We start from the raw sequence: 25,911 nt of genomic DNA on the forward strand, positions 1-25,911 counted from the left end.
TAAAAATAATTGACAGTCATTTATTTTTAATGTTAACTGTATTTATAAACAAGTTAACATTAGGGGTGACAATTGTGGCTGTTAATAGTAACACGAGTGAAAAATCGTCTTATACATATGAAGAATTATCGAAGAAGAATAAAGATTACGTATGGCACCCATTTACACAAATGAAAGATTATTTAGAAGAAGATCCTGTCATTATTGAACGTGGAGAGGGAAGAAAGCTATACGATGTAAATGGAAATGAATATTGGGACGGTGTTTCGTCTATTTGGCTAAATGTTCATGGGCATCAAGTACCGGAACTAGATGAGGCAATTCGTGAGCAATTAAATAAAATTGCCCATTCTACTATGTTAGGACTTGCTAACGTTCCATCTATTTTATTAGCAGAAAAAATAATTGATGTTGTACCAGAAGGCTTGAAGAAAGTATTTTATTCAGATTCTGGTTCTACCGCTGTTGAAATTGCAATTAAAATGGCTTTTCAATATTGGCAGCATAAAGGAAAACCGAAAAAACAAAGATTTGTTACATTAAAAGAAGCATATCACGGTGATACAATAGGTGCTGTTTCAGTAGGAGCAATAGACTTGTTTCACCAAGTGTATAGTTCACTATTATTTGAGGCAATTAAAATGCCGTATCCATATACATATCGTTCTCCTTATGGAGATAATAAAGAACAAATTGTAAAGAAACATTTAGAAGAAATGGAAGAATTGCTGAGAGAAAAACATGAAGAAGTAGCAGCTATTATTGTGGAGCCATTAATGCAAGGTGCTGGCGGGATGATTACAATGCCAAAAGGATACTTAAAAGGGCTTCGCGATTTATGTACAAAATACAATGTATTATTTATTACAGATGAGGTAGCAACTGGATTTGGGCGTACCGGGAAAATGTTTGCATGTGAACACGAGGATGTGACGCCAGACATTTTAACTGCGGGAAAAGGCTTAACAGGTGGCTATTTACCGGTGGCAATTACGGTAGCGACAGATGAAATTTATAATGCCTTTTTAGGAGACTATGAAGAACAAAAAACATTTTTCCATGGTCATAGTTATACAGGGAATCCGTTGGGGTGTGCCGTAGCAATTGCAAATTTAGAACTATATGAAAGAACTAATTTAATAGAAGATGTTGCGCATAAAACAGAATATGTAGCAAAACAACTAGAAGCGCTTTATGAATATAAGCACGTAGGAGATATTCGTCAATGCGGGCTAATGGTTGGTATTGAACTTGTGAAAAATAAGGAAACGAAAGAATCGTTTGAATGGACAGAAAGAGTCGGCGTTCAAGTGTGTAAACGTTCAAGAGAGTTAGGCATGATTTTACGTCCGCTTGGTAATACGATTGTATTTATGCCTCCTCTTGCATCTACAATAGCTGAAATTGATGAGATGTTACGCATTTTATATAAAGCAATCTCGGATGTTACGGAGGGAGAGTAATGAATGGTTTCTTTATAACAGCAACGGATACAGAAGTTGGCAAAACGGTAGTGACAGGAGCATTGGCAGGTATATTTCGAGAACGTGGACATAATGTTGGTGTATATAAACCGTTGCAAAGTGGTCATGTTGCTTCAAATCCAGAAGGAGATGCAGCAAGATTAAAAGCGTTCTCGGGTGTACCGACAAAAGAAGATGAAATTTGCCCTTATTCAATTACAGAACCACTTGCTCCGAGACTTGCTATGAAAAGAGCTGGAAGGACAGTAACGTTAAAAGAAATTACTGATCACTATAAGGAACTACTAAAAGAGTTTAATAGCCTATTTGTAGAAGGTGCTGGTGGGCTTGCCGTCCCGTATACAGAAGACTCTTTAGTAATTGATTTTGCAAAAGAATTAAAGCTCCCTCTTATTGTAGTAGCGCGTCCTACACTTGGGACAGTTAATCATACTGTTTTAACAATTTCTTATGCGAAGGCACATGGTTTAACAGTAGCAGGTGTAATTTTATCTGGTTGTAAAGAATGTGAAAAAGAAAGAGTGCAAGAAAATAAAATAATGATTGAGGAATTAAGTGGAGTGCCGGTTTTAGGGTTATTACCATTCCTTGAAGGAGAGTTTACAAAGGAAGAATTATTAGAATCGGCAAAAGAGCATATTATGATTTTAAAATTAGAGGAGCTCATCCAAAATGAATCAAACGTGGCGCGCGCATCTGCAATCTAAAGTAGAACAATTAAAGGAGCAAGGGCAGTATCGTAATTTACATGTAACAGAGCGACCTGAAGAGACATGGCTTATTCGAAATAAGAAAAGGATGCTAAATCTAGCATCTAATAATTATTTAGGACTAGCTGGAGATGAAAGGTTGAAAGAAGCTGCTATTTCCTGCACAAGAAAATATGGAACTGGAGCGACAGCATCTCGTCTTGTTGTAGGAAATTATCCACTGTATGAAGAGGTTGAGAGAAGTATATGCGATTGGAAAGGTACTGAAAAAGCCTTAATTGTAAATAGTGGATATACCGCGAATGTTGGGGCGATTTCTTCGTTAGTTGGTCGTCATGATATTGTTTTTAGTGACAAATTAAATCATGCAAGTATCGTTGATGGGATTATATTAAGCGGAGCAGAGCATAAAAGATATCGCCATAATGATTTGGATCATTTAGAGAAGATGTTGAAAATAGCGTCACCAGAAAAGAGAAAATTAATCGTAACAGATACGGTTTTTAGTATGGATGGAGATACCTCAAATTTACAAGCTTTAGTGCAACTTAAAGAAAAATATGAGGCACTTCTTATGGTTGATGAAGCGCATGCGAGTGGAATATTTGGAAAATATGGTGCCGGATTATCTCATATTGAAAAAGACATTGCCAATAACATTGATATACATATGGGGACGTTTAGTAAAGCACTTGGATGTTATGGTGCATACTTAACAGGTAATTCGACTTGTATAGAGTATTTGCAAAATATGATGAGGGGCTTTATTTTTACTACAGCTTTACCACCAGGAACATTAGGAGCGATAAAGAAGGCAATTGAAATAGTGAAAGAAGATAACGAAAGAAGAGAGAGTCTCTTAGAAAACGGGGTATACTTCAGAATTCGTTTACGAGAAGCCGGTTTTGATATTGGGAATAGTTCAACGCATATAGTCCCAATTATAGTCGGTTCAAATGAAAATGCCATGCGCTTTAGTAGAGAATTACAAGAGATAGGTATTGCAGCAATTGCAATTCGTCCACCAACTGTTCCGGTTGGTAGTTCCCGAATTCGCTTTGCAGTTACATCACAACATACGAGAGCTGATTTAAAGTGGGCAACGCAGCATATCATTCGCATTGGTAAAGAAGAGGGGTTTTTAGTATGAAAGAGCTGAAGGTTATTTTTATTCCTGGATGGGGAATGGAAGAAGATGTTTGGACTTTAGTTCTGCCGTATTTTAAAGGATATTCTGTTCAATGTGTAGACTGGCGTAATATGAAAGAAAGTAGTGAATTTGCGGGGCGCATCATAGATGCAGCAAATGATGAAAATGTGATTTTAGTTGGGTGGTCATTAGGAGCGCTAGCAGCAGTACAAGCTTATAAAAAGATTAAGGCGAAAGGTATGGTGCTAATTGGTGGTACCGCTAAATTTACCAATACAAGTGACTATACAAGTGGATGGAATTCCCTGCATGTAGAACGTATGAAAAAGAATTTAACGAGAAAGAAAGAAGATACTTTGAAGCGTTTCTATGAAAATATGTTTACAAAAAATGAGCTGAAGGAGAATACGAGTTTTGAAGAGATTGCGCTGAATTTTAAAGGGGACTCGATTCAGTCTTTACAATTAGGCTTAGATTATTTAATAGAAACAGATATGAGAAACGAATTAACAGATGTCAAAGTCCCGTTGTTACTTCTTCATGGAGAACAGGATGTGATATGTCCATTATCCGCAGCTCATAGTATGACAGAGAATATGAATGCTAAGCTAAAAGTAGTAAGCGAGGCAGGGCATGCATTATGCGTAACAAATTTTGAATATTGCGCAAATGAAATTATTCAATTTGTAGAGGGGATACGACATGATCAACAAAACGTTACTGCAAAAACGGTTTAACGGGGCGGCGGTATCTTACGATCAATATGCAAACGTACAAAAAAAGATGGCACATTCGTTACTTCCTACATTGAAGGAACGGTATAGTGAATCATCATCGATACGTATTTTAGAACTTGGATGCGGAACTGGATATGTAACAGAGCAATTATCAAATTCATTTCCGAAAGCACATATTACAGCCGTTGATTTTGCTGATGAGATGATTGCTGTGGCGAAGGCTAGGAAGCAAGTCGAGAATGTTACATTTAGATGTGAAGATATTGAGAAAATAAAATTAGAAGATTCATATGATGTCATTATTTCAAATGCTACATTTCAATGGCTAAATGATTTAAAAGCGACAGTGAAAAATTTATTTAACCATTTGTCTGAAGAGGGAATATTATTATTTTCAACGTTTGGTAATGCAACTTTTCAAGAATTACATACGTCTTTCCAACGTGCTAAGAAAGAAAAGGGGATACACAATTGTACTTCAATTGGACAACGCTTCGTTTCGAAAGAACAGTTAGTAAATATATGCAAAAATCCATTAGGAGATGTATATGTTTCTGAAACATGTTACATAGAAAGATTTGCAGAAGTTAGGGAATTCCTACATTCTATTCGAAAAGTAGGAGCGACCAATAGTAATGAAGAGTCTTACTGTCAAAGCCCTTCACTCTTTCGTACGATGCTTCGTATATACGAAAGAGACTTCACGGAAAAAGAAGGGATAGTAGCAACATATCATGCTTTATTTACGTATATAACAAAAGAGGGGAAGAGATGAAATGAAACAAGTACAAACAAAAAGGGATTGGAAAAAACTTGCATACGACGTAGTAGAAGAGAAAATGATTACGAAAGAAGATGCAATTGCAATATTAGAAGCTGATGATACAGAGGTTTTAGAAATTATGAATGCAGCTTATATCATTCGCTATCATCATTTTGGTAAGAAAGTAAAGTTGAACATGATTATAAATACGAAATCTGGATTATGTCCTGAAGATTGCGGGTATTGTTCACAGTCTATTATTTCAGAAGCACCGATTGATAAGTATGCATGGTTGACACAAGAGAAAATTGTTGAAGGAGCGCACGAAGCAATTCGTCGTAAAGCAGGTACATATTGTATTGTTGCATCTGGTCGTCGTCCAACGGATAAAGAAGTAAATCACGTTATTGGAGCAGTTAAGGAAATTCGTGAAACGACAGATTTAAAAATTTGTTGTTGTTTAGGATTTTTAAATGAAGATCAAGCTGGTCAGTTAGCAGAAGCTGGTGTGCATCGTTATAACCACAATTTAAATACGCATGCCAACAATTATGATAGCATTTGTTCAACGCATACGTATGACGATCGTGTTGATACAGTTCAGAAAGCGAAGCAAGCCGGTATTTCTCCATGCTCTGGGGCAATTTTCGGAATGGGAGAAACGATTGAGCAGCGCGCTGAAATTGCATTTGAATTACAACGTTTAGATGCGGATTCTATTCCATGTAATTTCCTTGTTGCTGTAAAGGGTACTCCGCTTGAAGGACAAAAAGAATTAACACCTGTAGAATGTTTAAAAGTGCTGGCGATGATGCGTTTTGTAAATCCAACAAAAGAAATTCGTATTTCAGGCGGTCGAGAACTTAATTTACGTTCTGTACAGCCACTTGGTTTATTTGCAGCAAACTCTATCTTTGTCGGGGACTATTTAACAACAGCGGGACAAGAGCCGACTGCGGACTGGGGTATGATTGAAGATTTAGGATTTGAGATTGAAGAATGTGCACTATAAGATAGATGAAAAGCAAACTCTTTAAAGGGTTTGCTTTTTTTGTAAATAAAATGTAATAAAAGTCCATTAACGCTTGATAGTAGTCGCTTTTGGCCGAGAAAATAATTTTTGTGGACGAATTTTCCAAGCTCTAATTGTACATAGTAAAAATGTAATTTATATCGGGTTGGAGGATTTTACATGTACAAATACATATTAGCCATTATGACTTGTCTGATTTTAATAAAAGCGATAAGTGCTGATCCAGTTAAAGCGGCTGAAAATCCTGAACAAAAAGAAATGCAACAAAGAATTGAACAGCATTTTCGAACAAAAGCTGAACATTTTGGGCTTGAAACAGAAGGAAAAGATTTAAAAGAAGTGAGGAAGGAAATTTCTATTATAGAAGAAGCGAAAAAGAGAGAAAATGTGTGGAGAACAGCACAAACTCTTCGTATAAAAACAGAAGGAAAAACGATGGATGAATTAATAGAAGATGTAAGAAAAAAGGTGAGAAAATAAAAAAAGAGGCCGCAGCCTCTTTTTTTAAGCCCATTGTTTTGATAAATGAGCCATTTCGATCGCAGCAACTGCTGATTCATAGCCTTTATTGCCAGCTTTTGTACCTGCACGTTCAATCGCTTGTTCAATTGTTTCTGTCGTTAATACACCGAAAATAACTGGAATGTCCGTTTGTAGTGATAAAGACGCAACACCTTTTGCTACTTCATTACAAACGTAATCGTAATGCGTTGTAGCGCCGCGAATTACTGTACCTAATGTAATAACAGCATCATATTTTCCGCTATTTGCCATCTTTTTAGCAATTAAAGGAATTTCAAATGCACCAGGAACCCATGCAACATCAATATCATTCTCTTCTACACCGTGACGCTTTAATCCATCTAAAGCTCCGCCAAGTAACTTACTTGTAATAAACTCATTAAAACGTCCAACAACAACCCCAACTTTTAATCCTGTACCAACTAAATGACCTTCGAATACCATAATGTATCTCTCCCTTAATTATAAGTTTAGTAAATGCCCTAATTTGCTTACTTTCGTTTGTAAATACGTTTTGTTTTCTTCTTTTGTTGGCATTTGCAACGGTACACGCTCGGTTACTTCTAAATCGTAACCTTGTAAGCCAGCAATTTTTCGCGGGTTATTCGTTAATAATCGTAAACTTTGTAAGCCTAAATCTTTTAAAATTTGAGCACCAATACCGTAATCACGAAGATCAGCTGGGAACCCAAGCTTTTCATTTGCTTCTACAGTATCTAACCCTTCTTCTTGTAACTTATAAGCGCGAAGCTTATTCAGAAGACCAATGCCTCTGCCTTCTTGTCTCATATAGAGAAGAACGCCTTTTCCTTCACGCTCAATTTGAGCAAGTGCAGCATGTAGCTGTGGTCCACAATCACAGCGGCACGAACCAAATACATCTCCTGTTAAGCATTCTGAATGAACGCGTACAAGTACAGGTTCGCCTGTTGAAATATCACCTTTTACGAGCGCGATATGTTCTTTCATATCTAATGAGTTAGAATAGCCAATTGCATGAAAAGTACCGAAATCTGTAGGTAATGTAATTTCCACTTCCCTCGTCACAAGTGTTTCGTGATGGCGGCGATAAGCAATTAAATCTTCAATTGTAATCATTTTTATATCAAATTGTTTTGCACACTGCATTAAATCAGGTACACGTGCCATCGTACCGTCCTCATTGATAATCTCGCAAATGACGCCAGCTGGCTCAGTTCCGCAAAGTTTTGCTAAATCAACAGCAGCTTCTGTATGGCCTGCGCGGCGAAGGACGCCACCTTCTTTCGCAATTAATGGAAAGATATGTCCAGGGCGGTTAAAATCAGTTCCTTTAGATGCGGGATTCAATAATTCCTGTATTGTTGTAGCGCGCTCATGAGCACTAATGCCTGTTGTTGTAGAAACGTGATCGATGCTTACTGTAAAAGCAGTATGATGCGAATCCGTATTATGAGAAACCATTGGTTCTAACTGTAGACGTTCTGCGTACCCTTCCGTAATTGGTACGCAAACGAGACCACGACCGTGTGTAATCATAAAATTAATCGTTTCTGGTGTAATGTACTCTGCTAAAGCAATAAAATCGCCTTCATTTTCTCGGTTTTCATCATCACATACGATAACGACTTTTCCTTGTTTTAAATCTTCTAGAGCTTCTTCAATACGATGAAACATTGTGCTTCCCCCTTATAGAAATCCGTTTTCTTGTAAAAAGCTTTCGGTCATTGAATCTGTTCTTTTTGCTGGCTTTGAAATAAAGCGTTCAATATATTTTCCAATCATGTCACACTCAATGTTTACGATGTCCCCGGCTTTTTTTTCTCCGATTATAGACTCGCTTACTGTGTGGGGGATGAGTGAAATTGTAATTGAAGATTCGTCTATATCGAATATTGTTAAACTAGTGCCATCAATAGAAACGGATCCTTTATGCAAACAATAGCGTAGTAATTCATCAGAAATTGCTATTTTGTAATAGATGGCATTGTAATGTTGTTTTTTAGTTAAAATCGTACCGATGCCATCGATATGTCCGGTGACGAAATGTCCACCGAATCGTCCGTTCGCAGCCATTGCTCGTTCTAAATTCACTTTGGCACTTGGCTTTAGCATACGAAGTGATGTTGCTTTCATTGTTTCAGGCATTGCATCAACAGTGAATGAAGTAGTTGTAAAAGTAGTTACTGTTAAGCAAATGCCGTTAACCGCGATACTATCACCTAATTTTACATCTGATAAAATTTGATTTGCGTTAATAGTTAGCTTCATTGCTTCACCACTTTGAGTCATGCTTGATATCGTTCCTAACTCTTCTACAATTCCTGTAAACATTCCGTCACCTCGCTTTTTAAGGTTGCAACAATTTTTATATCATTACCAATTTGTTTCATCTCTTGAATTGTTAAGGAAAGTGCATCTTGTAACTTCGAAAAACCAGCTCCGCCAAATAAAGTGGGTGCATCTTTTCCGCCAATTAATTTTGGGCTTATATAGGTTACAATTTCATTAAAACTATTTGTTTTTAAGAAGTTTGCATGTACTGTTTGACCACCTTCAACGAACAGAGAAAGAATTTGTTTCTCCCCGAGTAGGGATAGGACATCTTGTATTTCAATTTGCTTCGTTTTCATTTGGAATACAGCTATATTGTTAGATTCATAAGACGCTATTTTCTCTTTATTTACATACTTACCGACAATAATCCATGTCGGAGCTAAGGCATCTGTTATGACATGAGAAGATGGCGGCGTTTGTAAGTGGGTATCTAAAATAACGCGTATAGGATGTTTACCTCCGTTTGGAATTCGTGTTGTTAAGTGTGGATTATCAGTTATAACTGTATTCACACCGACAAGGATAGCGTCATGCATATGACGATATTGGTGAACATCAGCTCGCGCTTCTTCACTTGTAATCCACTTACTTTCCCCTGTTACAGTCGCTGTTTTTCCATCTAAGCTCATTGCTGTTTTTATTGTTACAAATGGACGTTTCGTTTTCATATAGTGAAAAAAGTATCGATTTAATAAAGTTGCTTCCGCTTCAAGAACACCAGTAGTTACCTCGATTCCAGCTTCTTCTAATCTCCTTTTTCCATTACCAGAAACGAGTGGATTGCAATCAAGGGTGGCAATTACAACACGCTGAACTCCCTTTTCAATGAGTAATTCACAGCAAGGCGGTGTTTTTCCAAAATGGCTACACGGTTCAAGTGTTACATAAACGGTAGCGCCTTTTGCTCTTTGTCCAGCCATGTGAAGAGCATGAACTTCAGCATGTTCTTCACCAGCACGCATGTGGGCACCCATTCCGACAATGTTGCCATCCTTTACAACAACAGCACCAACCATAGGATTTGGACTTGTTTGTCCAGTTGTACCTTGTGCTAACTGCAAGGCAATCCTCATATATTCTTGATCTGTCATTCTCTTCACCTCTCCTGAAAAAATCAAAAAACCCCAAGGATATAGAATCCTTGGGGTTTGGGAGACGTGATTTCTAGAAATATAGTTCGAATACGAAAGTATAGGAAAGAAACCTAACGATGACTGATATTTTGGCATAAGGAAAAAACCTAGCAAAATATCGAGTTTTTCAAACGCTAGTCGTATCTTTTTATTTCAGTATAGAAACATAAGTATACAAAATAAAACATATATAAAGAGTCAAAAGGAATCTTTAAAAATATGCATACTGAAATAAAAGTGTATTCGCTATATATAATTACTAGAAAACATATCCTTCTCCCATCCAGACTATACTGTCGGCCCTAGAGTTTCACTAGATCCACCGTTTTCGCATTGAAAACGGGTCACGGACTTAGAAGCTTTGGCTTCATCACCGCCGGTTGGGAATTTCACCCGACCCCGAAGGATGTTGTTTGCTCACATTATAGCACAAAAAAGAAAAAAGCATAGTAAAAAATGTTCGAATGTGAAGAATTGTGTGAAAATACATGCCGATTTGAATGGGGACGAAAGTAATAGAAATGTTGAAAGGGGAAGGGCTGTATAGGCTTTGATCAAAAGAAAAAACATGCACAAATAAATGTGCATGTTCTTTAAATATTTATTCTGCTTCTGGTGCTCTAACAACAGACTCGAATTTTCCTTTATGCGAAGCATCGCAATAAGGCATGTTTTTTGATAAACCACAACGACATAAAGAAAATGCCGGTTTTGCTGGGAATACATTCCCTTGTGAGTCAACTAATTCCACGTCCCCTGTAACGCGAAAAGAGCCATTATCATTTACTTTAATTTGTACTTTTGCCAACGTTATCCCTCCTTTCCAAACGCTTAATCTCATCATATAATTAGGGAGAGTACTTGACAATATAAAAAGAGCACTTTGTTTGAGAGAGAAGAGAGTGTTATAATAGTTTTTATAACTGACTAGAGTAAGGTGACGAAAGATGGATAAAAAATTACGAACACTACAAAATATTGCAAATGAGCGCACATGGGCATCATTTTTGAATGATAATCATCCATATAGTTTACTTCATTGGTCAATCGCAGGTGTAGGACAAGAACCGAAAGATGTTTGGTTACTTCAAGATGAGGTGACTTTTCAAACGACGGAATTCCCAACGCTAGACGAGGCAGTAAAGTGGATTTCTGAAAATATGGAACAAGTTACAGACGTTTTAGCGCAGTAAAAAAACAGGCTTATGCAAGCCTGTTTTTTGTTTCTTTTACATATGTGTTTAAAAATTGATCGATGGCATCTTCGTACTCTTCTTTATTTTCATTATAAGAGCAAGCGTGTGCACCATGTTCTGCAATATAAAGCTGTTTATTATTTTCTTTCGCTTCATAAAGTGATTTCGTCATATCAGATAAAATATAGTCATCATCTTTACTATGAATAAAGAGAACTGGATTGTTAATATTTTTTATACAATCAATTGGTGAAACTTCACGAATTGTATAGCCGTCACGAACTTTTAAAAATGCATTTGCTAAAGGTAATAAAGGCCATTTTGGCAAATGAAACTCAATTTTCAAACGATGCTGTAACTGTCCATAAAAATCAGAGAAAGGACAATCGGCAATATAAAAATCAGCACCATCTTCTACAAGTCCTGCATATTGAAGAAGAGTTGCAGCACCCATAGATTCACCGTGAATTCCGAGTGTGATATTCGTTCCGAAACGATCTTTTAGCCAGTCAACTACTGACTTTAAATCATGTTTTTCATAATAGCCATAGCTAGTTGTTTTACCACCTGTTTTACCATGACGGCGATGATCATAAATAAATACGTTATATCCTCTATTTAAAAATAAGTTTGCATATTTAACGGAATTCATTTTATTTACAGTCACACCATGACAAAAAATCATAAATTTATTGGAATGACCAGCTGGCATGTAATATCCGTGAAGTTCGTATCCGAATTGAGAAGGGATATGAACCTCTTCTTTTTGAATAGCCTTAAAATCGTCCAAATGAAAATGCTTTTTCGTTTCGCGTTCTAAAACTTCTTCCTCTGTTTTTTTCTTCAAGTACATAACTTTATTTGTAAAGAAAATCCCAATCGCAGTTAGTGCACCTAGTATAGTAAACAATGCTGTAAAAAAACGTTTCATACTTTACCTCATCCTCCAAATACCTCTACATATGATACACTTACATTGTATCACAATGATGTGAAAAGGGGAGAAATCGTGTATGGTTCATATACAAAAAATCACACCAGAAATGAAAGAAGCAATTCAGGATTTTATGTATGAAAACTGGGGAAGCTCAATGATGGTCTCGCGTGGCAGAGTACATAAATTAGAAGAATTACCTGGTTTTATCGCACTTGAAAATGACAGAATAGTGGGAATTATAACATGTGAAGTGCTAAAAAACATGTGTGAAATTGTATCGTTAAATAGTTTTGAGGAAGGAAATGGGATTGGAACAAAACTGGTGGATTGTGTATTGCAAGTGGCAAAAGAGAACGAATGTAAAAAAGTGTGGCTTATTACGACGAATGATAATATGAACGCACTTCGTTTTTATCAAAAACGTAACTTCATAATGACGAATTTATATATTGATGCGGTAAAAGAAGCACGAAAAATAAAGAAAGAAATTCCGTTTATTGGTTATGATAATATCGCGATTTCACATGAAATTCAGCTGGAGTATATTTTATGAGTAGAGTGTAAGCTGTGTAACAATTTTCAGAAATATAAAACAATAGCCTTGACGAATGCTATATTTTGGTTTAGTTTAAAATTGTAATCTATTACCATATTAAGGGGTGACGATGTGGCAACTATACGTGATGTTGCAAAATTGGCCGGTGTTTCAGTCGCAACCGTTTCAAGAGTCATTAACGAAAAAGGATATGTCCATGAAGATACGGTGAAACAAGTAAAAAAAGCAATTGAAGAATTACATTATAGGCCGAATGCTACAGCAAAGCCTTTATTTAAACAGCCTTCAACGATGATTGCATTACTTGTAGATAATTTGCATAATCCATCATACATCACTTTGCTCCGTTTCGTTGAGGAAATAGCATATAAAGAAGGATATCAAGTAATAGTTTGTAATATAGAAAATAAGAATAGATACATAGATATGTTGGAGCAAAATAACATTGCAGGTGTTATAATGACAAAATCGGTTTTCCGAAGTATAGGAGAAGTTTCACTTCCTTTCGTTGTGCTTGAGGGACGGCAATCTCTTATGGGCTATTATGAAAGTGGACAGAAAGCTGTTTCTTTATTAAAAGAGAAAGGCTGCCAGTTCCTTGCTTATATCGGTGAGGGAGTAGAGAGTGAAGAAATGGAAGAGCATGTGTCAGGGTTTTTAGATACTGCTTGGAAAGAAGGACTTTCTTATCGAGAGGAAATTGTACAAGGGTATACGAATCAACAGTTTCTTGAATTGTTACAAAAGCATCCATACATAGATGGGGTTGTAGCTTCAAGTGATAAGGTCGCTATTGAGCTAATCAGGGCGGCGAAAACTCTTAATATTCATATACCAGGTAAGTTACAAATCATTGGATTTAACGGGAGTGTAGAGGGTGAATGGATAAGTCCATCATTAACGACGATTGGAAGTTATATCGAAGAAAATGGGGAAATAGCTTTTCAGCAGTTAATAGGAAAAATAAAGAAGAAACAAGTGGGACAAGAAGAAGTGGAAACAGAATTTAGATGCATTGAGAGAGAAACAACAAAGTAAAAGGTGCGTTTTTAAAACGCACCTTTTACAGTGTAATTGCGGCAATAAAGCCGAATATAAGTAACGGTATATTATAGTGAAGAAAAGTTGGAACGCACGTATCCCATATATGATGGTGCTGACCATCAGCATTTAAACCGGACGTTGGTCCAAGTGTACTATCAGATGCTGGAGAACCTGCATCACCTAGTGCACCAGCTGTACCGATAATTGCGATTGTAGCCATGGGACTAAATCCGAGCTGGACGCATAACGGTACGAAAATTGTTGTTAAGATTGGGATGGTTGAAAAGGAAGAACCAATTCCCATCGTAACGAGAAGTCCAATAACGAGCATAAGAAATGCAGCAAGCGGTTTATTATTTCCAATTATATGTGCACTCGTTTGCACAAGAGATTCAACATGTCCAGTTTTTCGAAGAACAGCGCCAAATCCAGCGGCAGAAATCATAACAAATCCGATAAAGGACATCATACGCATTCCGCTTGTTAAAATAGCATCGGCTTCTTTAAGAGGGAGACTACCGCTAATTGATAAGACAATAATACCTGCTAAAGCACCAAAAATCATTGATTCTGTTGCTAATTGCACAGTTAATGTAGCGATTATTGATAATAAACCAAAAGTAATGCTTCTTTTTGTATAGGGAACGATTTCATTCTGTGCAGCATGAATTTGTTCTGTTTCATATGTACGTGGTTTTCGATATGTAATGAAAACCGCTACACATAATCCGATAATCATACCGATTGCTGGAATAGTCATCGCTTTTGGAATAAGTGCGACATCAAATGTAAGACCGCTTTGCGCAGCATTTGTTTGCAATACGTCATGATAAATTTTTCCGAATCCTGCTGGGACCCACATGTAAGGGGTAATTAACCCAAATGTAATAAGACATGTTACAAGCCTACGATCCACCCTCAGCTCATTTAATACTTTTAAAAGTGCTGGAATTAAGATCGGAATGAAGGCGATATGAACAGGGATAATATTTTGTGAGAAACAAGCCATTGTTAAAATGATAAATAATATAAGTATTTTAGAATAGACTTGTTTTTTCGTGTCTTGTTCGTTGCCGATCCATTTTAAAGCTGATTGGATCATTGCATCAGGAAGTCCTGTTTTTGAAAGGGAAATAGCAAATCCACCGAGCATTGCGTAGCTTAATGCGATAGGAGCACTGTTCCCAAGACCGGCTGTAAAAGTACTAATTGTTTCTGAAATACCGAGTCCGCCGATAAGTCCGCCTGTTAAAGCTCCAACGATAATGGCGACAATGACTTGGACACGTAACAAACTAAGCAGTAGCATGACTGCTACTGCGATGAGTACAGCGTTCATAATAAATGTAATCTCCCTAATTTTTATTCTGTTAAGGCAAGTAAATGTTTGCAGTGAAATATACTTGCGACATATCATTATAAAATGTTTTCTATGAAATGTAAAAGAGCCTTTCGTTATGTATGTTGAAAAGATAGTTCTTGTTTAATTGATTGTAAAGATTTGGCGAATAGTTCAGGCTCTTCTAAATCTGGAGAATGTGCCGAGTTTGGAAACCAAACCATCTTTTTAATAGGAGCTTGAATGATATCGCAATATTGTTGAACGAGTGCATAAGGAGTTTGATAATCATAGCGACCAGAACAAAAATAAACAGGAACAGATAAACTTGAAATAGACGAAAAGAAATCGATTGTTAGCATCTCTTCCCATAAAACTCCAGATTTTAAATTTCCTGCGAGAAATTTGAACCAGTCTAATAGCGTATATTCAGGAGAAAAGAAACCTTTTCGTATGAAAGAAAAGGAAGATCCGTTTTGTATTGCTCCGCCAAATGTACCTAGCCACTTTCTTTGAATAATGAGACGTCTCGTATCTAAAAAGGGTGGTTTCCCTAATTTTAAAAGAGAAGCTAATGCCTTTTTATGGTCATGTTTTTTTGCAGAGCTAATTAAATGTCGGTATAGCAATTCTTCATTTTGTTTCATATGTACGATTTGACCGATTCCGATGTATGCTTCTATATATTCGGGATATTGACTAGCGATTTGCAGTCCAATAATACTCCCCCAAGAATGTCCAGCGAGAAATAATTTCTGTTTTTTAAAGCGTCTAAGAAGATAGGGAATGACTTCTTTAGCATCTGAAACAAATTGATCAATCGTAAAATTTGTTTGGATATCTCGCCATAAAAAGGATTTACCTGCCCCGCGTTGATCCCAATTAATAACGATAAAGTGCTTTTCTAACTCTTTTTGAAAATGACGAATAAAGCCAATTTGTGCCATACCAGGTCCACCGTGACAGCATAATAAAATAGGCTGTTCTACGTTTTGTCCGCGTATAAGGAGAGATTGTTTCCGGTCATTAATCATAACGTTTTCTATCGTAGCGATACTGTTAGGGATTAATTGCTTCTTTTCGTTATAAAAACGAGGGGTATGGCTACGAAAAAGCATATGTAAACCTCCTTTTCTTAAATGGTATGAATCGCACAGGCTCTTTCTTTTGCATATACTACTAGAAAATCATTGTATCATAACATACTGGTTTGATTTCAAGTTTAGGCGATTAAGAGAGGAGGGAGAATGTGACGATTGGAGAAATTATTGATTCTTTAAATAGACGCGAATCAATCGCTATTATAGCGAAACGGCTTGGAATGAGCCCATATACATTATCAAAGAAGTTAAGGGTGATTGGATATGAATATGATGGAGAGCAGAAAAAACGTATCTTTATAGGTGATGGTGAAGAGCCACGTCATTTGCAAATCCAAGAAGCTACTGCCCTTCAATATGCAAAAACAGACTATCAATTACTAATTTATGAACAATTACAAAGCATTTATGAATTGCTAAGAAAAAGAGAAGAAGTAAGTGTTCAAATTATAAGTAAGAGCACAGAGAAAAAGAAACGAACCTTTTCGATTAATATAGAAGTATTAGCAAGACTAGATGTTATATCGGAATCGAAAGGGATTCAAAAGTCTAAAATTGTAGAAGAAGCACTACAGGAATTTTTGCAACGGTATGATGTTAATCATGAAACGTATCCAGAGAAATAAAAGAAAGGATACTATGTTCCATATAAGAGCGTGTATCCTTTTTGTCTTATTTCATTTCATTTTTTGTTTTGTTTCGAAAAGTAATATAGGAACCAAACGGCATGATTTTGTTCATCAGCTGCTGCGCGCCGAAATGTTTCTTTCACTTGTTGATTTGTCGCTTCGTCTGCAATTTCTAAGTAAAAATCAACTGTTCGTTGCTCGTCTTGTATAGCGAATTCTAATCCGTTCAAATAAAGAGTTGGACATTCTTCAGTGATTTGGGGCTGAGGGTTTTTACTGGTTAAAAGGGTGTAGATTTGTACAAATTGGTGAAAATGCTTTATTTCATCTTGCCGGATTTCAAGGATTTGATTTCGTTCATTTATGTCTGGAGCTAAATTAGCTAATTTAGCATAACAATGAATGGCGCTATATTCTCCGTTAATGGCTTTCTCAATACTACGAATGAGTTTGTCGTTTTGTCGATATAATGTATCGTCGTTGTTTGGATAGAAATACATAAAAACCCTCCTATTATAGTTTTCTATATACTACGAGGAAACAAGGGCTATGTGCTTATCCTTTACTGCACTAGAAGAATGACAATACGTATGACTCTAAAAGAAGAAGCTCCTTGCATATAAAAGGAGCTTCTTCTTTCCAGTGTCACGCACTAGTTTGAATAGTATTTAGTTGATTTTTTGAATACGTCCATCAATAATTGGTTGAATTGGCTCTTTTACTTGTTTTACATAATCGACTAGTGCTTCAAAGTCATTTGGACCAGTTTCTGCATTTTTACCATTTTTAAATGATACGAATCCATCACCGCCAGAAGCTAAGAAAGCATTTGCAACTACGCTATACGTTTTGGATGGAGATAATTCTTCTCCATTTGTTAGGCGTATAGTCGTAACCTTCTCACCGTTTGGTTTGCTTGCATCCCAAGTATAGTGGATACCTGAAATTTGAAGCATTCTCGTTGTACCTTTTTGCCATTGTTGATTTAAAATATCGCGAATGTCTTGACCTGTTAAATCTACTTTAATCAATTGATTTCCAAAAGGTTGAATGCCGTACAATTCGCCCCATGTAATATCGCCAGCGTCTAAGTCATTACGAATGCCGCCAGGATTCATAAGTGCGATTTGAGTTTGCATAGTTTGGCGCTGGGCATCGGCAACTAAATTTCCAAGTGTAGATTCACCAGCATCGTTTTGTTTACGGTCAATAGGTGCTGTAGATTTTCCGACTACTTCATTTACAAGAGGTGCGATTTTTTCTTTATATTGATCTAACTTTTGTTTTACTTGTTTATCAGGTTCGACACCTTCATGGTATGTTGTAACAACTTCAGCTTTTTTCTTTACAATATCTTTTGTTTTACGGTCAATTGTTACATCTACGTCTGAGAAAGCCATCCCGTAAGAGTTCGCTTGTACGATAAGCTTATTATTAACAGTACCATTTACATACGTATGACTATGTCCACCGAAAATAACATCAACTTCTGGATCCGTTTCATTTGCAATTCGAGTAAGGTCTCCATTTGTTACGCCAGACTCATCGGTAGTTCCGCCAACATGGGCGAGAACGACGATGGATTTAACGCCGAGACGTTTTAATTGTTGCGTTGATTTATTAATTGCTTCAACTTCGTCAGTGATTTGTACATTTTTAAGCATAGTAGGCATAACGACATTTGGTGTATCAGTGGTAACGACACCAATGAACCCTACAGGAACACCATCTACCATTTTTACAGTAAATGGTGGTAAAAATAAGCGACCAGTTGATTTGTTATAGAAGTTTGCAGCGACATAAGGGAAGTTTGCTCCCTTGAATTTCCCTGTTTTTTCATGGTAACCACCGTAAATGAGTCGTTGCATTTCGTCGATGCCTTCATCAAATTCATGGTTTCCGATTGTACCAACATCAAACTTTAAGTCATTTAAAAATTCAATCGTTGGTTCGTCTTGTAACAATGCTGAAACTGGTGGACTAGCTCCGACAATATCGCCAGCATGTACGAGAAGTGTATTAGGGTTTTGTTTTTTACGTTCTTTTAAATAAGTGGCTAAGTAATCAGCACCACCAGCTTCTTTGTTATTAATTTTTTTTACAGTGTCTAGTTGTCCATGGAAATCATTAATACCAAGCATTTGTACGTCTATGTATCGGTTTTGTTCAGCAGGAGTCTGAGATGGAGGAGCGGCGAACACGCTTGAAAAAGTCATGGTGCTTAAAATAGCGACAGCAGGAATAATTTTTTTCCACATAATTAATTTCTCCTTTTTTATAATCTGATTTTATAATCTGACATCATACGACATAATTTTAATAGATTACTAGGATTATATCTATAATAAAATTTAGTTTTTTCGAAAAATTAACATATTTACAAAAAAGAATAATAGAGAATCGGGGAGTAATGTACTTTTTTATTGTCGATTTCGCCGTGTATCCTCTATAATGGAGAAAAAAGTAAAAGGTGAGTAGTATGAAGAAAAAGAAGCAAAGACAAACACAAAGACACTCTCAAATGAATCAACCAGAGAAAGAATCACTTACACTAGGTGATCAATTGAACGATTCGTTAATGCAACAATTAAAGAATAAGAAAAAAGAGTTGCAAGTGAGAGAAGAGAAAAAAGAGGCAGCAGAACTGGAAAGAAAGCGTCAAGAGCAAAAAGAACGTGAAAAGAATAAATCATTTGAAGAACTGTTAAGTGAAAGTAGCCTTACTTGGAAAGACTTTAAATAATAACGAAAATGATCAGTGTATATTGCTGGTCATTTTTTTGACGAGCTTGTAAGAAAAGGGGAGTTAAAATGAGAAAAATTGTAGTCGTGCCGTATGAAAATCATTGGAGTGAAAAATTTCAAATGGAAGCCGAAAGATTGAAGTCTGTGATGCCAGAAACAGTGGAGATTCATCATATTGGCAGTACATCAGTGCCAGGACTAGCAGCTAAACCTATTATTGATATGATTATGGAAGTAGAAAGTATCGATCGAGTAGATCGTTGGAATGAAAGATTTAAAGAGCTTGGTTACATCGTAAAAGGGGAAAATGGTATTTCAAGACGCCGTTATTTTATTCATGGAACTGAGGAGAAACGCTCGTATCATTTACATGTATTTGAAAAAGAGAACCCTGAGATTACAAGGCATTTAGCGTTTCGTGATTACATGATGGCTCATTGTGAAGAAGCAGAGGCATATGCGACTTTAAAGAAAGAACTAGCAGAAAAATATACATATGATGGCACGATGTATACAGAAGGAAAAAATGAGTTTGTACGTAATGTTGATGAAAAAGCGAAAGAATGGATAGAAAGTAACGTGAATGACTGAGTTCACGTTATTTTTTTAAATGTGTATAAAATTATTATGTCAACTGTACGTATGTTTTGACTTTTTGGATGAATCTTGTTGAAATAAAGTAGTGGTTTATAAAAATGTAACAATGAAAGGGAGAACGACTGTGCATATTCCAACAACTACACTTCATAATGGCGTGAAAATGCCGATGATTGGTCTAGGCGTTTATAAAGCGAAAGAAGGCGACGAAGTAAAACAAGCAGTAAAAACAGCGTTAGAAGTTGGATACCGTTCGATTGATACAGCAACTGTATATGAAAATGAAAGCGGTGTCGGAGAAGCGGTTCGTGAATCTGGGATCCCGCGAGAAGACTTGTTTATTACAACAAAAGTTTGGAACGACGATCAAGGGTACGAGGAGACGCTTGAGGCGTTTGAAAAAAGTTTAACGAAATTACAAATGGACTATGTAGATTTATATTTAATCCATTGGCCGATAAGAGGAAAGTATGTTGATACGTACCGTGCTCTAGAAAAGCTATATGAAGAAGGTAAAGTGCGTGCTATAGGTGTTTCTAATTTTCATAAACATCATTTAGAACTGTTATTACCAAATTGCAAAGTGAAGCCAATGGTAAACCAAGTTGAACTTCATCCAATGTTAGCGCAATTTGAATTGCGTGATTTCTGTCAAGGTGAGCAAATTCAAATGGAAGCGTGGAGTCCTTTAATGAGAGGCGGCGAAGTATTCCAGCATCCAATTATTCAGGCTATTTCTAAAAAATATGAAAAGTCACCTGCACAAGTTATATTAAGGTGGGATATTCAAAGTGGGATTGTGACTATTCCTAAATCTGTTACGCCATCTCGTATTAAAGAGAACTTTACTATTTTTGATTTCTCATTAACTGAAGAAGAGATGGATCAAATTAATACGTTAAATCGTAATTTACATGTAGGAACGAATCCTGATAAATATGATACGTTATAAAAAGACGCTACCAGTATGGTAGCGCCTTTTTAACGATGTAAAGCATATGTATCAAATTTAAAAATTTGCTGAAGTTGTGTATATTCTTCTTTTGTTAAAGACATTTGTTCCCCAGCATGTACATTTGCTTGCAACTGCTGAATAGAGCTTGCACCAGGTATAACAGATGCAACAGCTTCATTATGTAAGCAGTATTGAATGGCCGATCCAGTTAAAGATCTTTCTCCTATAATTTCTTTTACACTTGCGAGTGTTGTATTTAATTCATCATAAGAATAGGAGAGGTAATCTTTTTCCTTCACTCTTTCTATCTTGCTTGCATTGTTGTTAGTTAAAATGCCCTTCGCAAGTGGTCCGCGTGCGATGACACTAATTTGATGTTCATTAAGAAGTGGGAACCATTCTTCAGGACGACGATTTAAAAGGCTGTATTCCATTAATACACTAACGATATTTGAACGTTTTGCATACTCACGAATGACATTTGGACGTATAGAAGAGATACCATAATGACGAATAATACCTTCTTTTTTCAATTCTTCAAAGGCTTCAATTGTTTCATCTATAGGATCTTCAGTTGTCCCGCCATGCAGTTGATATAAATCAATATAATCTGTTTGAAGTCTACGTAAACTCTCTTTTACTTCGGCCTTTATATAAGCTTTAGAAGGATCCCAAGACCAACCGTTTTTTTCTTCTGTCCATCGATTTCCAACCTTTGTTGTAAGAACAATTTGGTCGCGTTTTCCTTTCAGAGATTTTCCAACAAATTCTTCATTTAATCCATAATCGTATAAGTCCGCTGTATCAAAAAAGTTAATTCCTAAATCGATTGCCTCATCGATAATACGCATAGCTTCAGTCCCAGATGTACCGAGAGACATACAGCCAAATCCAATTTCCGTAACATATAAATCTGAGTTTCCTAATTGACGTTTTTTCATAGGTCAACCTCCTTATCCTTATTGTACGAAAGGGGAAGGAGGTTGACAAACGTTTACTTTTTATTTGCTGTAATCCACTCTTGTACAGTTGTATACTCTTTTCCATATTGTTTTAGCTTATGACGAATTTGCCATGCTTTGCCGACTAAAGTGACGCGATTTGGTAAAATGTAAACTTTCATTTCTATCACGCTCCTTTCAATGTGGTAAAATGTATGAAGAACGATTAGGAAATAGAACAGGGAGATGAAGTAGTATGAGTAATCTTGCAGAAAGAACAGTAAAAACTGAACCGATTTTTGATGGTAGAGTTATAAAAGTTCGTGTTGATGATGTAGTATTACCAAATGGAGAAATGAGTAAACGTGAAATCGTAAATCACCCTGGGGCAGTTGCTATTATTGCTATTACTGATGAGGGGAAAATTGTACTCGTTGAGCAGTATCGTAAAGCTCTCGAAAAGGCAATTGTGGAAATTCCTGCTGGGAAGTTAGAACCTGGGGAAAAGCCAGAGGTAACAGCAGTTCGTGAATTAGAAGAAGAAACAGGATATGTGTGTGAAAATATGGAGCTTATTACATCTTTCTATACATCACCTGGTTTTGCAGATGAGATTTTATATGTATATAAAGCGACAGGATTAAAACAAAAAGAAAATAAAGCAGCTTTAGATGAAGATGAATTTGTGGAATTAATGGAAGTGTCATTAGAAGAAGCGGTTGATCTTATGAAAGACCTTCGCATTCATGATGCTAAGACGATGTTTGCAGTACAATATTTACAATTACAAAAATAAACACTCGCCAAAGGCGAGTGTTTTTTAATTGATTTTTGCATATACACGTGCATCACGTAAGCTACCATCTGGTGCTAAGAAATCATTTTCCATAGTTCCTTCTAAAATAAACTCTAGACGTTCTGCTAAGCTACATGCATTTACATTTGTTGCATCAGTACGAATTTCAATTCTTCTAGCACCTAGCTTATCAAATGCAAATTGAATCGCACCTTTAATGGCTTCTGTCATATAGCCTTGCTTTGTATAAGCGCTATGTAACCAGAAGTGAAGTGAAAACTTTGGAATATCCCAGTTTTCAGGCTTGAGAGTAATAGCTCCGATGAATGTACCAGATACTTTATCGTATAAGTGGAAATCAAGTGTTTCACGAAGTAAAAACTGTCCGTGAGCTTCGCGAACAATTTCTTCAGCACGTTCTTCTGTTTCAGCTGTAATTGGCATCCACGGTAATAAGTCTTCTAGAGAAGCTTGGATTGCTTCATATACTTCTGTACCGTCACCTGGAAACGGCTTACGTACTTGCAAGCGCTCAGTTTGAAATAATGTTGGAAAATCTAATAATAATGGTTTCAAGAGAAATCCCTCCTATTCTCTACTTTTTAGTTTAGCAAAGTAGAGCGGAATTTCAATGTTAATTCGTCATACTTTTTTTCTTTCTTTCATACATTTTTAGTAAGAGTGTGAACGGAGGGAAGGAAAATGTGGCGAAAAACTTGGCAAGACCGTGTAATGTCTCACATACAGGAAAATTCTTCACTATATATATTTAATGCGGTTTTATTACTGATGGGAGTAATATTCGGAGCGATTCTTGTGAATAGTTTACAGATAAACCAAAAGCAAGATTTATCATTTTATTTACAGCGTTTTTTTGGACAAGTTTCTAAAGGAGAATTTGCTGTCGCGGGCGAAATGTTTCGAGAAAGTTACTTTTCGCAATTAAAATATATCGGCTTTATTTGGATTTTGGGGATTTCAATTATTGGGTTGCCGCTCATTTTTATCTTACTATTTTTGAAAGGGGTAGTTGTTGGATTTACAGTAGGTTTTTTAGTAAGTCAGCACGGATGGAATGGACTATTACTAGCATTTGTATCTGTATTGCCACAAAATTTAATTATAATTCCTGTATTTCTCGTTATGACAACAATTGCTGCAAGCTTTTCCTTGAGAATGATTAGGCATCAATTTATCCGGAAAATAACTGAGCCACTATTACCGTTATTAATTCGCTATACATGCTTTTTTCTCGTGATTGGAGCGGTATTAGCTATTGCTTCCAGTGTCGAAGCGTATGCATCACCAGTTTTAATGAAAGAAGTCGTGGAGGCTATTAACAAACAATAAGTACTTTTTGAGAATAATTATCAATTTGTTTTTATTGTTTTTCTTTTGACAGGAGCCCTTCTTCTGATATAATGGTGTAAGAGTGGCGAGGAGGGAGTAGTACCGAATGGAAGAAAGAATTGAACGAATTAAAAAGCAATTACATGCAGCGAGCTATAAATTGACACCACAACGTGAAGCAACAGTTCGTGTGCTGCTAGAAAATGAAGAAGATCATTTAAGCGCAGAAGATGTATACCTCCTTGTAAAAGAAAAGTCGCCAGAGATCGGATTAGCAACCGTCTATCGAACTTTAGAGTTATTGTCTGAGTTGAAAGTTGTCGATAAGATTAACTTTGGAGACGGTGTTTCGCGTTATGACTTACGCCAAGAAGGTGCACAGCGTTTCCATCATCATTTAATCTGTACACAATGCGGTGCTGTACAAGAAATACAAGAAGATTTACTTGGTGAAGTGGAGAATAAAGTGGAACGAGACTGGAGCTTTAAGGTGAAAGATCATCGTTTAACATTCCATGGGATTTGTAAAAATTGTCAAGAAAATGAAACGGATGAAAAATAACCTTTTCCTATTTAACTAGGAAGAGGTTTTTTATTTGAATAAGGTATAAATTGGTGAAAGCTTGGCATATGTTGTAATAACTTATATTTTGGAGGAATTTACAATGCGCCGAGCTTTAAAATTAACTTTTGATGGGATGAAAGTATTTTTATTATTTACAAGTTGTACGATTTTGTTTTATTTCGCTATACTATGGATAAATGAAGAATATGAAAGTTACCATCGTTATGAAAAGCCAAAAGAAGAGACTGTAGAAAAAGTATCAGGGAATGAGGAGCCGGAAAAGGATGCTTTCGTAAATAGAATGATGTTTTTCTATGAAAATGGGGAGTAGTGTAGATTGGAAGATCAATTAAAAGATTTTATTCATTATATGATTGTTGAAAAAGGGTTAGCGAAAAATACAGTTGTATCTTATGAACGTGATTTGAAAAGCTATGTGAAGTATTTGCAAAATGTAGAACAAACGAAGACGTTTCATGAAGTGACACGCTTGCATATTGTTAACTTTTTGCAGTATTTAAAAGAAAACGGGAAATCTTCAAAAACATTGGCGCGTCATATTGCATCGATTCGTTCGTTTCATCAATTTTTACTTCGTGAACGAGCAGTGGAGCATGACCCATCGGTACATATTGAAACACCACAAGGGGAACGGAAATTACCAAAAGTATTATCAATCGACGAAGTGGAAGCATTGCTTCAAACACCGAAAACGGCAAGTGCTTTTGGGATTCGTGATAAGGCAATGTTAGAGTTGTTGTATGCAACAGGACTTCGTGTTTCAGAATTAATTGCATTAAATTTAGAAGATGTACACTTAACGATGGGGTTTGTTCGCTGCATTGGGAAAGGGAATAAAGAAAGAATTATTCCATTAGGAAGCTTAGCGACAGAAGCGATTCAAAAGTATATTGAAAAAGGAAGAAGAGAATTGATGGGTAAAAAAGCAGTAGATGCACTCTTTTTAAACCATCATGGTAACCGATTATCGAGACAAGGATTTTGGAAAATTTTAAAACGATTAGCGAAAGAAGCAAATATTGAAAAAGAGCTTACACCGCATACGTTGCGTCACTCTTTTGCTACGCATTTATTAGAGAACGGGGCAGATTTGCGTGCTGTACAAGAGATGCTTGGACATGCAGATATTTCGACGACACAAATTTATACGCACGTTTCAAAAACTAGATTAAAAGATGTATATAAACAGTTTCACCCGAGAGCATAGTCACTATGCTCTTTTTTCATAGATTAAGAAGAGTGAACCATTTCACAGAAACTTCACAAACATTTCGTACATTGTTTTCAGCAGA

Annotated in this window: 32 protein-coding genes and 1 riboswitch; of the genes, 19 read left to right on the forward strand and 13 right to left on the reverse strand. The window is 36.3% G+C overall.

The annotated features are described in order from the left end of the window. Positions 1-29: 29 nt before the first annotated feature. The 7 genes from bioA (at position 30) to QCI75_RS06765 (ending at position 6,357) form a co-directional block, all read left to right on the forward strand. A complete protein-coding gene (gene bioA / locus QCI75_RS06735; RefSeq protein ID WP_144504418.1) occupies positions 30-1,463 on the forward strand; it encodes an adenosylmethionine--8-amino-7-oxononanoate transaminase in 1,434 nt (477 codons plus the stop codon). After that, positions 1,463-2,191 carry a dethiobiotin synthase gene (gene bioD / locus QCI75_RS06740; RefSeq protein WP_144504416.1) on the forward strand — a complete coding sequence of 243 codons (729 nt, stop codon included), beginning with the start codon at positions 1,463-1,465 and terminating at the stop codon, positions 2,189-2,191. The genes bioA and bioD overlap by 1 nt, the downstream gene beginning before the upstream one ends. Next, entirely contained in the window at positions 2,157-3,344 is a 1,188-nt protein-coding gene (gene bioF / locus QCI75_RS06745) for an 8-amino-7-oxononanoate synthase (protein WP_353760117.1), read from the forward strand. The genes bioD and bioF overlap by 35 nt, the downstream gene beginning before the upstream one ends. Then, positions 3,341-4,081 (forward strand): alpha/beta fold hydrolase, encoded by a 741-nt coding sequence (locus QCI75_RS06750; RefSeq protein ID WP_353760118.1) that lies wholly within the window; start codon positions 3,341-3,343, stop codon positions 4,079-4,081. Before bioF ends, QCI75_RS06750 begins: the two co-directional genes overlap by 4 nt. Continuing rightward, positions 4,047-4,856, forward strand: a complete 810-nt coding sequence (gene bioC, locus QCI75_RS06755; protein WP_144504410.1) for a malonyl-ACP O-methyltransferase BioC — start codon at positions 4,047-4,049, stop codon at positions 4,854-4,856. The genes QCI75_RS06750 and bioC overlap by 35 nt, the downstream gene beginning before the upstream one ends. Position 4,857: 1 nt before the next feature. After that, entirely contained in the window at positions 4,858-5,856 is a 999-nt protein-coding gene (gene bioB / locus QCI75_RS06760) for a biotin synthase (protein ID WP_144504408.1), read from the forward strand. A gap of 180 nt (positions 5,857-6,036) precedes the next feature. Next, complete coding sequence (locus QCI75_RS06765) at positions 6,037-6,357, forward strand: hypothetical protein (protein WP_002111666.1); 321 nt, start codon at positions 6,037-6,039, stop codon at positions 6,355-6,357. Between the two features lie 24 nt (positions 6,358-6,381). On the opposite strand, the gene ribH is transcribed toward QCI75_RS06765, so the two are convergent. From ribH to QCI75_RS06790, 5 genes are all read right to left on the reverse strand, one after another. Then, positions 6,382-6,843 (reverse strand): 6,7-dimethyl-8-ribityllumazine synthase, encoded by a 462-nt coding sequence (gene ribH, locus QCI75_RS06770; RefSeq protein ID WP_000230892.1) that lies wholly within the window; start codon positions 6,841-6,843, stop codon positions 6,382-6,384. Between the two features lie 18 nt (positions 6,844-6,861). Beyond that, positions 6,862-8,055 (reverse strand): bifunctional 3,4-dihydroxy-2-butanone 4-phosphate synthase/GTP cyclohydrolase II, encoded by a 1,194-nt coding sequence (gene ribBA, locus QCI75_RS06775; protein ID WP_353760120.1) that lies wholly within the window; start codon positions 8,053-8,055, stop codon positions 6,862-6,864. Between the two features lie 12 nt (positions 8,056-8,067). Then, a complete protein-coding gene (gene ribE, locus QCI75_RS06780; protein ID WP_353760121.1) occupies positions 8,068-8,712 on the reverse strand; it encodes a riboflavin synthase in 645 nt (214 codons plus the stop codon). Next, positions 8,694-9,806: a bifunctional diaminohydroxyphosphoribosylaminopyrimidine deaminase/5-amino-6-(5-phosphoribosylamino)uracil reductase RibD gene (gene ribD, locus QCI75_RS06785; protein WP_353760122.1), complete on the reverse strand. Its 1,113-nt coding sequence runs from the start codon at positions 9,804-9,806 to the stop codon at positions 8,694-8,696. Before ribD ends, ribE begins: the two co-directional genes overlap by 19 nt. Positions 9,807-10,115: 309 nt before the next feature. Continuing rightward, positions 10,116-10,259, reverse strand: a riboswitch (FMN riboswitch). 190 nt (positions 10,260-10,449) lie between these two features. Further along, positions 10,450-10,656: a CDGSH iron-sulfur domain-containing protein gene (locus tag QCI75_RS06790; RefSeq protein WP_001151582.1), complete on the reverse strand. Its 207-nt coding sequence runs from the start codon at positions 10,654-10,656 to the stop codon at positions 10,450-10,452. 139 nt (positions 10,657-10,795) lie between these two features. Here QCI75_RS06790 and QCI75_RS06795 point away from each other — a divergent pair, with 139 nt between their 5' ends. Further along, positions 10,796-11,041: a DUF2552 family protein gene (locus tag QCI75_RS06795; RefSeq protein WP_098776611.1), complete on the forward strand. Its 246-nt coding sequence runs from the start codon at positions 10,796-10,798 to the stop codon at positions 11,039-11,041. Between the two features lie 10 nt (positions 11,042-11,051). Here QCI75_RS06795 and QCI75_RS06800 read toward each other — a convergent pair whose 3' ends face one another. Continuing rightward, positions 11,052-11,975, reverse strand: coding sequence for an alpha/beta hydrolase (locus QCI75_RS06800; protein WP_144504400.1), 924 nt, complete (start codon positions 11,973-11,975; stop codon positions 11,052-11,054). A gap of 82 nt (positions 11,976-12,057) precedes the next feature. Between QCI75_RS06800 and QCI75_RS06805 the strand changes: the two genes are divergently transcribed. After that, positions 12,058-12,534 (forward strand): GNAT family N-acetyltransferase, encoded by a 477-nt coding sequence (locus QCI75_RS06805; RefSeq protein ID WP_144504398.1) that lies wholly within the window; start codon positions 12,058-12,060, stop codon positions 12,532-12,534. Positions 12,535-12,648: 114 nt separating this feature from the next. After that, positions 12,649-13,575: a LacI family DNA-binding transcriptional regulator gene (locus tag QCI75_RS06810; protein ID WP_144504395.1), complete on the forward strand. Its 927-nt coding sequence runs from the start codon at positions 12,649-12,651 to the stop codon at positions 13,573-13,575. A gap of 25 nt (positions 13,576-13,600) precedes the next feature. Here QCI75_RS06810 and QCI75_RS06815 read toward each other — a convergent pair whose 3' ends face one another. Then, a complete protein-coding gene (locus QCI75_RS06815; RefSeq protein WP_144504393.1) occupies positions 13,601-14,920 on the reverse strand; it encodes a Na+/H+ antiporter family protein in 1,320 nt (439 codons plus the stop codon). Between the two features lie 116 nt (positions 14,921-15,036). Beyond that, complete coding sequence (locus tag QCI75_RS06820; RefSeq protein WP_353760123.1) at positions 15,037-16,038, reverse strand: alpha/beta fold hydrolase; 1,002 nt, start codon at positions 16,036-16,038, stop codon at positions 15,037-15,039. Positions 16,039-16,169: 131 nt separating this feature from the next. Between QCI75_RS06820 and QCI75_RS06825 the strand changes: the two genes are divergently transcribed. Continuing rightward, complete coding sequence (locus QCI75_RS06825) at positions 16,170-16,646, forward strand: ribbon-helix-helix domain-containing protein (protein WP_144504389.1); 477 nt, start codon at positions 16,170-16,172, stop codon at positions 16,644-16,646. A gap of 56 nt (positions 16,647-16,702) precedes the next feature. Here QCI75_RS06825 and QCI75_RS06830 read toward each other — a convergent pair whose 3' ends face one another. Both QCI75_RS06830 and QCI75_RS06835 read right to left on the reverse strand, forming a co-directional pair. Continuing rightward, positions 16,703-17,149 carry a ferritin-like domain-containing protein gene (locus QCI75_RS06830; protein ID WP_098776617.1) on the reverse strand — a complete coding sequence of 149 codons (447 nt, stop codon included), beginning with the start codon at positions 17,147-17,149 and terminating at the stop codon, positions 16,703-16,705. 168 nt (positions 17,150-17,317) lie between these two features. Next, a complete protein-coding gene (locus tag QCI75_RS06835; RefSeq protein ID WP_144504387.1) occupies positions 17,318-18,907 on the reverse strand; it encodes a bifunctional metallophosphatase/5'-nucleotidase in 1,590 nt (529 codons plus the stop codon). Between the two features lie 221 nt (positions 18,908-19,128). Between QCI75_RS06835 and QCI75_RS06840 the strand changes: the two genes are divergently transcribed. From QCI75_RS06840 to QCI75_RS06850, 3 genes are all read left to right on the forward strand, one after another. Next, complete coding sequence (locus QCI75_RS06840) at positions 19,129-19,392, forward strand: YqkE family protein (RefSeq protein WP_144504385.1); 264 nt, start codon at positions 19,129-19,131, stop codon at positions 19,390-19,392. A 68-nt stretch (positions 19,393-19,460) separates the two neighbouring features. Next, complete coding sequence (locus QCI75_RS06845; protein ID WP_353760125.1) at positions 19,461-19,985, forward strand: GrpB family protein; 525 nt, start codon at positions 19,461-19,463, stop codon at positions 19,983-19,985. A 130-nt stretch (positions 19,986-20,115) separates the two neighbouring features. After that, entirely contained in the window at positions 20,116-20,943 is an 828-nt protein-coding gene (locus QCI75_RS06850; protein WP_353761496.1) for an aldo/keto reductase, read from the forward strand. A 29-nt stretch (positions 20,944-20,972) separates the two neighbouring features. On the opposite strand, the gene QCI75_RS06855 is transcribed toward QCI75_RS06850, so the two are convergent. Then, complete coding sequence (locus QCI75_RS06855) at positions 20,973-21,887, reverse strand: aldo/keto reductase (protein ID WP_353760127.1); 915 nt, start codon at positions 21,885-21,887, stop codon at positions 20,973-20,975. 53 nt (positions 21,888-21,940) lie between these two features. Further along, a complete protein-coding gene (gene mciZ / locus QCI75_RS06860) occupies positions 21,941-22,069 on the reverse strand; it encodes a Z-ring formation inhibitor MciZ (protein ID WP_000870295.1) in 129 nt (42 codons plus the stop codon). A 74-nt stretch (positions 22,070-22,143) separates the two neighbouring features. Here mciZ and QCI75_RS06865 point away from each other — a divergent pair, with 74 nt between their 5' ends. Further along, positions 22,144-22,683, forward strand: coding sequence for an NUDIX hydrolase (locus tag QCI75_RS06865; RefSeq protein WP_144504377.1), 540 nt, complete (start codon positions 22,144-22,146; stop codon positions 22,681-22,683). Between the two features lie 24 nt (positions 22,684-22,707). Here the strand turns inward: QCI75_RS06865 and QCI75_RS06870 are convergent, their stop codons facing one another. Beyond that, positions 22,708-23,259 carry a GNAT family N-acetyltransferase gene (locus tag QCI75_RS06870; RefSeq protein ID WP_002199431.1) on the reverse strand — a complete coding sequence of 184 codons (552 nt, stop codon included), beginning with the start codon at positions 23,257-23,259 and terminating at the stop codon, positions 22,708-22,710. Positions 23,260-23,385: 126 nt separating this feature from the next. Between QCI75_RS06870 and spoIIM the strand changes: the two genes are divergently transcribed. From spoIIM to xerD, 4 genes are all read left to right on the forward strand, one after another. Further along, positions 23,386-24,033 (forward strand): stage II sporulation protein M, encoded by a 648-nt coding sequence (gene spoIIM / locus QCI75_RS06875; RefSeq protein WP_002111637.1) that lies wholly within the window; start codon positions 23,386-23,388, stop codon positions 24,031-24,033. A gap of 106 nt (positions 24,034-24,139) precedes the next feature. Beyond that, positions 24,140-24,595: a ferric iron uptake transcriptional regulator gene (gene fur, locus QCI75_RS06880; RefSeq protein WP_000392654.1), complete on the forward strand. Its 456-nt coding sequence runs from the start codon at positions 24,140-24,142 to the stop codon at positions 24,593-24,595. Between the two features lie 103 nt (positions 24,596-24,698). After that, complete coding sequence (locus QCI75_RS06885; protein WP_002088473.1) at positions 24,699-24,929, forward strand: YqzK family protein; 231 nt, start codon at positions 24,699-24,701, stop codon at positions 24,927-24,929. Positions 24,930-24,935: 6 nt separating this feature from the next. Then, entirely contained in the window at positions 24,936-25,826 is an 891-nt protein-coding gene (xerD, locus tag QCI75_RS06890) for a site-specific tyrosine recombinase XerD (protein ID WP_002122242.1), read from the forward strand. Positions 25,827-25,911: the final 85 nt, after the last annotated feature.

The sequence above is a fragment of the Bacillus cereus group sp. RP43 genome, from assembly GCF_040459645.1.
Lineage (GTDB): Bacteria > Bacillota > Bacilli > Bacillales > Bacillaceae_G > Bacillus_A > Bacillus_A mycoides_C.